The 10,019-nt window shown below is 73.8% G+C and carries 6 protein-coding genes; 1 reads left to right on the plus strand and 5 read right to left on the minus strand.

The window, feature by feature from the left end; all coding sequences use genetic code 11:
* Positions 1–112 precede the first annotated feature (112 nt).
* From AB0I18_RS24655 to AB0I18_RS24670, 4 genes are read right to left on the minus strand one after another with little or no spacing between them, the layout of a single operon-like run.
* On the minus strand, positions 113–1,708 hold the full coding sequence (locus tag AB0I18_RS24655) for an amino acid adenylation domain-containing protein (RefSeq protein ID WP_363107727.1): 1,596 nt from the start codon (positions 1,706–1,708) through the stop codon (positions 113–115).
* A complete protein-coding gene (alr, locus tag AB0I18_RS24660; RefSeq protein ID WP_363107728.1) occupies positions 1,692–2,846 on the minus strand; it encodes an alanine racemase in 1,155 nt (384 codons plus the stop codon). Before alr ends, AB0I18_RS24655 begins: the two co-directional genes overlap by 17 nt.
* Complete coding sequence (locus AB0I18_RS24665) at positions 2,843–7,846, minus strand: amino acid adenylation domain-containing protein (protein WP_363107729.1); 5,004 nt, start codon at positions 7,844–7,846, stop codon at positions 2,843–2,845. The genes alr and AB0I18_RS24665 overlap by 4 nt, the downstream gene beginning before the upstream one ends.
* Entirely contained in the window at positions 7,839–8,663 is an 825-nt protein-coding gene (locus AB0I18_RS24670) for a hypothetical protein (protein WP_363107730.1), read from the minus strand. The genes AB0I18_RS24665 and AB0I18_RS24670 overlap by 8 nt, the downstream gene beginning before the upstream one ends.
* Positions 8,664–8,758: 95 nt before the next feature.
* Between AB0I18_RS24670 and AB0I18_RS24675 the strand changes: the two genes are divergently transcribed.
* Entirely contained in the window at positions 8,759–9,022 is a 264-nt protein-coding gene (locus AB0I18_RS24675) for an acyl carrier protein (protein ID WP_363107731.1), read from the plus strand.
* Here AB0I18_RS24675 and AB0I18_RS24680 read toward each other — a convergent pair.
* Entirely contained in the window at positions 8,997–10,019 is a 1,023-nt protein-coding gene (locus AB0I18_RS24680) for an HAD-IIIC family phosphatase (RefSeq protein ID WP_363107732.1), read from the minus strand. The two genes, AB0I18_RS24675 and AB0I18_RS24680, sit on opposite strands and share 26 nt — an antisense overlap.

Raw genomic sequence — 10,019 nt, forward strand, 5'->3', positions numbered from 1 at the left:
CGGCCTTCACGTCAGCCGGCCCTGTCGCACCGCCACGACGTTCGGTGACTTCAACCCGCTGCGCCACTGCTGACCGGGCCGGTTGCCACCTCGTGTCCCGCCCGGCCCGCGCTCACCCCGGCGGAGGCAGCGCCGCCCGGTCGACCTTTCCGTTGGGGGTCAGAGGAAGGGCGTCCAGTACGACCAGTGCCGAGGGCACCATGTAGTGCGGCAGCCGGTCGGCCAGATAGGTGCGTATCGCCGCTGTGTCCGGGGCACGGCTCGCCGCCTCCGGGTGCGCTCCCGGGACGAGATAGCCGATCAGGCGGGTGCCGGCTCCTCCGCCGGCGACCGCGCGTGCGATCACCACGGCGCGGCCCACGTCGGGATGGCCGGTGAGTACGGTCTCGACCTCTCCCGGCTCGATACGAAAGCCCCGGATCTTGACCTGGTCGTCCATCCGGCCGAGGAACTCCAGCTGGCCGTCCGGTCCTTGGCGCACCACGTCGCCGGTCCGGTACATCCTCGAACCGGCAGGTCCGTAAGGATCGGGCAGGTACGCCGCGGCGGTCAGGGACGGCCGCCGCCAGTAGCCCCGGGTGACGCCGTGGCCTCCGATGTAGAGCTCCCCCTCCGCGCCTGCGGGCACCTGCCGCAGGTCGTTGTCCAGGACGTAGGCCAGCGCATGGGCGACCGGCCGGCCGATGGGGGGAGCCCCGGGGCGGCTGTCGTCGAGGGCAGCGAAGGTCGTGTACACCGTGGCCTCGGTCGGTCCGTAGCCGTTGATGACCTGCGCGCCGTGCGAGCGCAGCCGGTCGACCAGCGAGGCGGGCAGCGCCTCCCCGCCGATCAGGAGCCGGACTCCGCGGACGGCCTCGGGCACGATCGCCGCGACCAGCTGCCACAGCGTCGGGGTGCCCTGCACGAAGGTGACCTGGTCGCGGACCATGACGTCGGCCAGCGACCGCGGGTCGCTGACCGCATCGCGCGGTGCGACCACCACGGCGGCCCCGTGCAGCAGGGGCAGGTACAGCTCCGGCACGGCCATGTCGAACGCCGGGGTGGTGACGGCCAGCATCCGGTCCCCCGGGCCGAGCGGGAACCGGGCGTACATGTCGGCCAGCAGGTGCGCCAGATTTCCCCGGGTCACCACCACGCCCTTGGGCAGCCCGGTCGACCCCGACGTGTAGATGAGGTACGCGGCCGTGTCGGGTGCCCCGGCGTGAGGATCCGTACCGGCCCGGGAACCGTCCCCGCGGTACTGGGCGATGCGCTGCTCCGTCGAGGCCGCCCCGAGGACCACCCGCGGCGGACCGTGAGTGTCGGGCAGCGTCGGCGCCCTGTCCTTGTCGGTCACCACAAGCACGGGACGGGCGTCCTCGAACAGGAACCGCAGCCGCTCGGCGGGCAGCTGGGTGTCCACCGGCAGATAGGCGGCCCCGGTCTTCAGCACCGCCAGCACAGTGGCGATCAGCTCGGTGGACCGGGGCAGGACCAGGGCCACGATCCGTTCGGGGCCCGCGCCCTCGTCCCGCAGCAGCCGCGCCAACCCGTCGGCCCGGGCGTCGAGTTGGCCGTAACTGGTCGGCACGCCGTCGCAGATCACGGCCACCCGCTCCGGAGTGCGCGCGGCGTGCTCCTCGAAGGCCGCCAGCGGCAGCCGGGGCGCAACCGGCGGCGCGGTGGCCTCCCGCTCGGCCCGGGCCGCCTCGCTAACGGACCGGTCCATCGGTCTCCCCCTTCGCGTCCTCGCGCGACGTCCCGAGATAACGGCGCGGCACCGTGGAGCTGATCCGGGTCACCGTCTCGTAGACCGAGCTGCCCGACCACTGCGCGAACTCCTCCGCGCTGATCTCCGTCCCCTGGCCGGCGCCGAGCAGTACCACCTCGTCGCCCACGGCCACCGGGTCGTCAGCGCAGTCGATGACCACGTGGCTCATGGCCACCGCACCGGCGATGCGCCGGCGCCCGCCCCCGACGATCACCTGGCCGCGGTTGCCGAGGAGTCTGGGAAGCCCGTCGGCGAACCCGACCGGCACGACCGCCAGGGTCGTCGCGGTCTCCAGTCGGTACTTCAGGCCGTAGCCGACCCGCTCGCCCTTGTCGGCCCGCCGGATCGCGACCACGGTGCTCCGCCAGCTCAGTGCGGGCCGGAAGCCGTCGAGGTGCGGGACGGCCGGGCCGGGCCGGATGCCGTACAACACCGCGCCGAGCCGTACCAGGTCGAGCCGGGCGGCGGGCCGGGCCATGGCCGCCGCGCTGCCCGCGGCGTGCCGGTAGCGGGGGCGGACGCCGAGAGCACGCAGGTCGTCCAGAGCACGGTGGAACCGGTCGAGCTGGGTGTCGGCGAACGAGCTGTGCGGGTCGTCGGCCGTGGCGAAATGCGTCCACACTCCCTCGACGCGCAACCCCAGCTCGACTGCCAGCGCGGCCACCCGGCCCGCCTCATCGGGATCGGCGCCCAGCCGGTGCAGTCCGGTGTCGATCTTGAGGTGGACGGCGGTGTCCCGGCCCAGCCGGTCGGCGGCCGCGGCCACCCGACGCACCGAGTCCTCGCCGCTGACCGTCGGTGTCAGGCCGTGGGCCACCGCGTCGGGCTCCTCGCCCGGCAGGGGGTCCGTCAGCACGACGACGGGCTCGTCGCGGATGCTCTCCCGCAGCCGCAGTCCTTCCTCCACGAAGGCGACCCCCAGGCAGGCGGCACCGCTGTCCAGGGCGGTGCGGGCGATCCGGTGCGCCCCGTGCCCGTAGCCGTCCGCCTTCACCACGGCCATCACCTCGGCCTCGCCCACCAGTTCTCCGGCGCGGCGCACGTTGTCGCGGACGGCGTCGAGGTCGACGTCGACCCGAAGGCGGGGAAGAGTCATCGTGGCTCCTCGACGAGTCCGGCGGGCTCTTTCACGAGTCCGGCGAGCGTCGCGACGGTCGGATGGGCGAACAGTGCGCGCAATGGAACACGGACGCCGAGGCGTTGGCGGATCCTGGCGACGTACTGCGCGGCCAGCAGCGAATGACCGACCTCGAAGAAGCTCTGGTCGCGGTGCGCGGGGGGAGCGCCGAGCACCTCCTGCCACAGCGCCGCCAGTTCACGTTCGACTGTTCCGGAAGGCGCCCGGTGTCCGGCCGCGGGCGGCGCGACTGCCAGGTCGAGTGCGGCCAGCGCGTCGAGGTCCACCTTTCCGTTGGAGGTCATGGGCAGCATGTCGGTGAGAACGACCCGGTGCGGAACCAGCTGAGCGGGCAGCACCTCCGCCAGGTGGGCGCGCACCTCGCCCGGGGTGGGCGCGGCGCCGGGGGCCGGTACCACGTAGGCGACGAGCCGTTCGTCATGGGCCGTCACCGCGGCCTCCCAGAGGTCCGGGTGGGCAGCCAGCGCGGTCTCGATCTCCGCCGGTTCGATACGGAAGCCGCGTAGGTCGATCCGGCGGTCCCGGCGGCCGACGAGGTCGACGGTGCCGTCGGGGCGGAAGCGCCCGAGGTCGCCGGTGCGGTACTGGCCGGCGGCGAAGGCGTTCCGGTCGACGGCCAGGTCCCCGCCGGGAGCCGGATGCCCGTCGTCGGCCAGATAGCCGAGCGCCAGGTACGGCGACCGTACGGCGATCTCGCCCAGCTCGCCCGGGCCCGCGGGCGTTCCTGACGGGTCCAGGACGAGGATCCGTGCCTCGGCGGTGCCGGTGCCGATGGGCACGCCCGGCAGCCGCAGGCCGCGCGGCACCGGGAAGAAGGCGGCTGCCTGGGGGGTCTCGGTGGTGCCGTAGAAATTTACGTACTCGGCCTCCGGCGCCCACCGCCGGGCCGCCCGCACATGGGCGCGGCGCAGTGGTGCCGCGCCGAAGAAGAGGTGGCGCAGCGCCGGTACGGGAGTGTCGTCGGCCGTGGTGATGAGGTCCAGGAGCGGTGGCGGCAGATGGAGCGCGGTCACTGCCTGTCGGCGCAGCCAGTGGGCGGTCAGGGCCGGTTCGCGGGCGCTGTCCTCATCCGGCCAGTGCACCTCGCCGCCGGACCACAGCCCGGCGAACATGTCGCGCAGCACCGGGTCGTGGCCCAGACCGGACAGTGCGCCGAACCGGTCCCGCTCGCCCAGGCCGAAGCGGTCGGCCTGCCAGTCCAGGAAGCGGCAGAGCGGAAGCTGTGAGCTGACCACGCCTTTGGGCGTGCCGGTGCTGCCCGAGGTGAACAGGACGAAGGCCGGGGCGGTGGGATCCGCGGTCCGGGCCGCCGGAGGAGCGGCCGCCCGGTCGGGCAGGTGTTCCGTCCGGATCACGGTCGGGCCGGCCAGGTCGTGCCCGCCGTGCAGGTCCACCACGGCGGCCGGCCGCAACTGTGCCAGGCGCTGCCGCAGCCACGGGGTGGGATGGGCGGGGTCCAGGGGTGCGAACACCGCCCCGGTCCACGCGACGGCCAGGGCGGTCGCCTGCGACCAGGCCGACCGTGCGGCGGGCACGGCGACCACATCACCGCGCCCCACACCGTGTGCGTGCAGGGTGGCAGCCAGCCGACCGGCCCGCAGTACCAGCTCCCCGTACGTGCAGTCGCCTTCCGGCCCGGTGACGGCGCGCCGGTCCGGGTGCCGAGCGGCCGTGTCCAGGATCCGGGTGGCCAGGTCGGGCGGAGCGCTCCGCGCGGGCGGCCGGGCCGTGGTGCGGCGCCGCCACTCGGGCGTGCTCAGCGATATCGAGGACAGTGCGGCCGAGGGGTCCGCGCACAGGGCACGGACCGCTTCCAGGTACTGCCCGGCCAGTGAGTGGATCCGCTCCGCGTCGTACAGGTCGGCGTTGAAGATGAACTGGCAGCGGGTGCCCCGCGCCCCCTCCCATACGTAGAGGCTCAGGTCGAACTTGGCTGCCACCTCGTCGACGGGCTCCCGCCGCCAGTGCAGTCCGCCGGCGCGCACGTCGTCCTCGTGGAGCACGATGTGGTTGAAGAGGATCTGGACCAGTGGGGTGCGGGCGAGGTCGCGGTCCGGTCGCAGGGCCTCGACCAGTCGCTCGAAGGGCAGTTCCTGGTGGGTGCAGGCGTCGACGGTGAGTTCGCGGACCCGGCGCAGCAGGTCGCGGACGGTCGGATCGCCGGACAGGTCCACTCGCAGGGCCAGGGTGTTCATGAACAGCCCGATGAGGTCCTCGGTCTCCAGGCTGGTGCGGCCGGCGACCGGTGTGCCCACGACGATGTCGTCGCGGTCGCACTGACGTCGCAGTACCAGTGCGAAGGCGGCCAGCAGCGTCATGAAGACGGTGCTGTCCTCGGCACGGGCGGTGTCGGCGACGGCACGGGCCAGCGGCGCCGGGATGTCGATCCAGTGCGTGCCGCCGGTGGAGGTCCGCACGGGCGGTCGGGGCCGGTCGGCGGGGAGTTCCAGCACCGGCGGCGCTTCGTCGAGCTGCCGCGTCCAGTAGGCCAGTTGCTCCTCCAGGGCCGGCCCGCTCGACCGGTCGCGCTGCCACACGGCGTAGTCCCCGTACTGGACCGGCAAGGGCCGCAGGGCGGCCGGCCGTTCCTCGGCGATCGCGGCGTACAGCTCGCTGAGGTCGCGCAGGATGACGTCCATCGACCAGCCGTCGCAGACGATGTGATGAACCGTCACCAGCAGGAGGTGCTCGTCCTCGGCCGACCGCACCAGCCGGGCGCGCAGCAGCGGCCCGCGCGCCAGGTCGAACGGTGTCGCGACGTCCTCGGCGATCAACTGCGTGGCGCGCCGGGGGCGTTCGTCGCCGGGCAGTGCCCGCAGGTCGTCGATGGCGAGGGGTACGTCCGCCGGCGGGAGGCACACCCGGCGGGGCTCTCCGTCCCGCGCGGGGTAGGCCGTGCGCAGCACCTCGTGCCGGGTGGCCAGTTCCCGCAGCGCCCGGCGCAGGGCCGCGGCGTCGAGGCCGCCGCGCAGTCGGAACAGCGAGGGCAGGTTGTAGGTGGCCGTTTCCGGTTCCAGCTGGTCCAGGAACCACAGCCGTTGCTGGGAGTGGGTCAGGGGCAGCGGCCCCTCGCGGGGGGCGGGCACGACGGGCGGGCTGCCGGTCCGCTCGCCGAGCGCGGCGCGGATCCTGGGCTCCAGCGCCGCCGGGGTCGGACGGTCGAACACCTCCCGCAGCGGCAGCTCGACGCCGAGCACCTGGCGGATGCGCGAGACCAGCCCGGTGGCCAGCAGGGAGTCACCGCCGAGGGCGAAGAAGTCCTCGTGCGGGGCCAGCCGGGGCCGGTCGAGGCCGAGCACGTCGGCGCACAGCTCCGCCACCGCGTCCTGCAACGCCGACGTCGCAGCGGTGAACGGCGTGGCCGAGACGGCGGCGGCCGGGTGGGGAAGCGCCGCCCGGTCGATCTTGCCGCTCGGCGTCAGCGGGAAGGCGTCCAGGACGAGGAGCGCACCGGGCACCATGTGGTCCGGCAGGGTGCGGCGCAGGTGCTCGCGGAGTTCCCCCACCAGGTCCTCCCTCGCCGCCTCGCCGGGCCGGAGGACCACGTATCCGACGAGCCGGCGGTGACCGGCGTCCTCCCCGGCGAGGACGGTCACCACCGCGTGGTGGACGCCCGGATGGGCGGTGAGGGCGGTTTCGACCTCGCCCGGTTCGACCCGGAATCCGCGGATCTTCGTCTGACCGTCGGTGCGGCCGAGGAATCGCAGGGCGCCGTCCGGCAGCCGCAGCACCTGGTCGCCCGTGCGGTAGAGCCGGGAGCCGGGGCGGTCGGAGAACGGATCGGGCACGAACCGGCGGGCCGTCAGCGCGGGCCGGCCGTGGTATCCGAAGGCCACCCCGGCGCCGCCGATGTGCAGCTCTCCCGGGGTGCCGTCCGGGACGGGCCGCAGATCCCCGTCGAGCACGTGCAGTCGGGTGCCTGCGACCGCCCGCCCGATGGGCACCGACGGTTCGAGACCGTCGGCGGTGACGCGATGGGCGGCGGCGAACACGGTGGCCTCGGTGGGCCCGTACCCGTTGACGAGGGCGGTTTCCGGCAGGTCCGCCAGGAGGGCGGCGCACGCCTTGGGCGGCAACACGTCCCCGCCCGCGAGGAGTTGCCGCAGCCCGCGCAGCCGCCGGGTGACCGGCGGGGTCAGATGGGGCAGGAGTCCGGCGGTGAGCCACAGGGTCGTCACCCCGTGCCGCTGGACCAGGTCGGCCAGTTCCTCCGCGGACAGCGGCCCGGGTGGTGCCACGACCAGACGGCCCCCGTTGACGAGAGCCCCCCACAGCTCGAACATCGCGACGTCGAAGGAGATCGAGACGAACTGCAGCAGTGTCTCGTCCTCGTCGAGGCGTGCGAAGGAGCAGGGCCGCAGCAGCGTGATCAGGGAGGTGTGGGAGACCATCACGCCCTTGGGCGTGCCGGTCGAGCCGGAGGTGTAGATGACGTAGGCGGGATCGTCGGGAGCGGTGTGCGCCGGCACCGGCGGGGTGTCGCGGGCGGCGGCAGCGGGCCAGTCGTCGTCGAGGCAGCGGACGAGGTCGTGATCCGGCAGTCGTGGCAGCAGACGCCGCTGGGTGAGCAGGACGGAGGCGCCGGTGTCGGCGAGCATGAACGCGATCCGGCGCCGCGGATAGTCCGGGTCGACGGGCAGATAGGCGGCCCCGGTCTTCAGGATGCCCAGCAGGCCGACGACCAGCTCCACCGACCGCTCCACGGCGATCCCCACGACCTGCCCGGGCCGCACGCCCAGCTCCCGTAGACCGCGGGCCAACGTCTCGGCGCGGGAGTCCAGTTCGGCGTAGGTGAGGTGCCCGTCGCCGAACTCCACCGCGACGGCCCCCGGGGCGCGCCGGGCGTGGTCCGCCACCATGTCGTGCAGACAGCCGCCCGTGGCGGGCTGCCCCGCCGGCCGGGCCGGGTGCCGGGCCGGGTGCCGGGCCGGGCCCGTCGCGACCGGTGTGTCACTCATCCTCGGCCTCCTCCAGCTGGTCGAGGTGATCGAGGAGCAGTTCACGGACCGCCGGCGTGCTCGTCAGGTCGGCGGCGGCGACATCCAGTCGGCGTACGGTCATCCGGTCGTGGTCCGCCGGCCCCGCGGGCAGGTCGCGCCCGCGGGAGAGCAGGCAGTGCACCGGGCCGGTGCCGGCCGCCCGGCCGGTCGTGTGGCCGACGCCGGCGAGCAGGAAGGCGAGCCAGGCCCGGTAGCGGGGAATCAGTTCCCCGGTGACGGTCGCGGCGTCCTCGTCGAGTTCCTGCTCGGCACAGAAGGCGACGGCGTCCCCGGCGAGTACCGCGGTCATCCAGTCGAGTGCGTCGGCGGGCGCGGCGGCGAGGCGGAGCAGGGCTTCCGCCACGTCCACGTCCCCGTCCCGCTCGCGGCCGAGCCCCAGGCGCAGTTCGGCGAAGGTCCGTGCGACGGAATCGTGGGTGGGCCGGGCCGGGTCGAGGAGGAAGACCCGCGGTGGGCGCGGCCCCATCCGCGCGGCGATCGCCAGGGTCAGCGCGGCCGCGCTGCAATGGCCGACGAGCGCGCCGGGCCGCGGGTCGAGACGGGCCAGTTCCTGCGCGTAGGCGGCGGCGAGATCCGGCAGGGTCGTCGAACCGGGCAGTACCGTCATGTCGCCCAGCAGGTCCAGGCGGTACACCGCCCGGCCCCTGGCGTCCGTGGCCAGCAGCCGGTCCAGGTCCTGGCCCGCCTCCGTGCCGGTGAAACTCACCGATATCAGGGCGGGCCGCCGGCCCGGCACCAGCTCTTCCACCCGGACAAGTCGGTCCTCGACGTTCACCGCTTCACCTCTTCCGGCCTTGACAGTGTTCCCGGGGCCTCCGGATAGTGACTCGTGCCGTTGCCGGCCCGGCCGAGGAGGGAGACGCCGTTCCCATGTCCCCACCGCAGCCCCTTCCTTCGGATCCCGACGTGAGCGCGGCGATCCTGGAGATCTGGCGGGAGGTGCTGGGCGACCCCGCGTTGGGTCCGCGGGACGACTTCTTCGCCCTCGGCGGCGACTCGATCCGCGGCGCGCTGATCGTCTCCCGGATACGCCGGCGGCTGGGTGTGCGGGTGTCGCTGCGGGTGCTGCTGTCCGACGGATCCACGGTCGAGGAACTGGCACGGATCGTCATGCGGCCACCTCACGGAGCGTGATGTGGCCGGGCACCGCGGGGGTCTCGCCCCGGTGCTCGAACAGCGTGGGCCCGACACCGGTGAATCCGGCGAACCGCAGCGTGACGAGCATGACGCGATTGCGGTCGTTGGGAACGAACTCGGCGCGCAGCACGGCACCCGCCCGGTGCGCCCGTTGCACGACATGGGCCAGCAGCGCGCCCCCGATGCCGCGGCCCAGCACCCGGCAGGACAGCAGGAGCAGCCGCAGGGTCCACAGCGCGGGACCCGTGTGCAGCAGGGCGAGGCCCACCTGGCCCAGGTCGCCGTAGCGGTCCCGCAGCGCCACCATCAGCAGCACATGGTCCGGTGAACGGCACAGCCGGGCCAGCTCGGCACGCGAGTACGTCACCCCGGTGGTGTTCAACTGGTGGGTGCGCACGGTGAGTTCCTCGGCGCGGGCGAGGTCCTCGGTGTCGGCGGGCACGACGGTCAGCACGGTGCCCAGGCCGTCGAGGAACTCCTGTCGAGGGCCGGTGAACGCCTGCTCGTCGTCCTCCCGCCGGTGCTGACTGAGGTACAGCAGCCGCCTGTCGCGGGCCGTGCCGGTGACCGGGGGGTCGAACTCGGTGAGCCGGGGCAGCCGGGCCGCGTCCTGGGCCGGGTAGCAGCGGACCCGGGGGTCGGCCGAGCGGACCTCATCCAGGTGGTAGGTCTGGTCGTCGATGTAGGCGAGGGCGTCGGGCGCCAGGTTGAGCGCCTGAGCGACCTGCCCGACCAGGACGGACTTCGCCGACCAGCCGATCCGTGGCCGCAGGAAGTAGTCCGCCAGCCCCAGTTCGGTGAGCCTGGCCAGCGCGTCGTCCGCCTCGTTGTGGCTGGCGACCGAGTGCACGATGCCGCGCTCGTCGAGTGTGCGGATCGTCTCCATGACCCCCGGTCTCAGCCGCACATCGCGGTTCTCCAGCAGGGTGCCGTCCCACACGGTGCCGTCCAGGTCCCACACCAGGCATTTCACGAAGGGCGCCGGCTCGGTCAT

This window comes from Streptomyces sp. NPDC050704 (assembly GCF_040654355.1).
Classification (GTDB): Bacteria; Actinomycetota; Actinomycetes; order Streptomycetales; family Streptomycetaceae; genus Streptomyces.

Bases quoted from the DNA above. Each gene is read 5' to 3' on its own strand.
- alr (WP_363107728.1), bottom strand. From the start codon at position 2,846: ATGACTCTTCCCCGCCTTCGGGTCGACGTCGACCTCGACGCCGTCCGC.
- AB0I18_RS24680 (WP_363107732.1), bottom strand. From the start codon at position 10,019: ATGACCGAGCCGGCGCCCTTCGTGAAATGCCTGGTGTGGGACCTGGAC.
- AB0I18_RS24655 (WP_363107727.1), bottom strand. From the start codon at position 1,708: ATGGACCGGTCCGTTAGCGAGGCGGCCCGGGCCGAGCGGGAGGCCACC.
- AB0I18_RS24665 (WP_363107729.1), bottom strand. From the start codon at position 7,846: ATGAGTGACACACCGGTCGCGACGGGCCCGGCCCGGCACCCGGCCCGG.
- AB0I18_RS24675 (WP_363107731.1), top strand. From the start codon at position 8,759: ATGTCCCCACCGCAGCCCCTTCCTTCGGATCCCGACGTGAGCGCGGCG.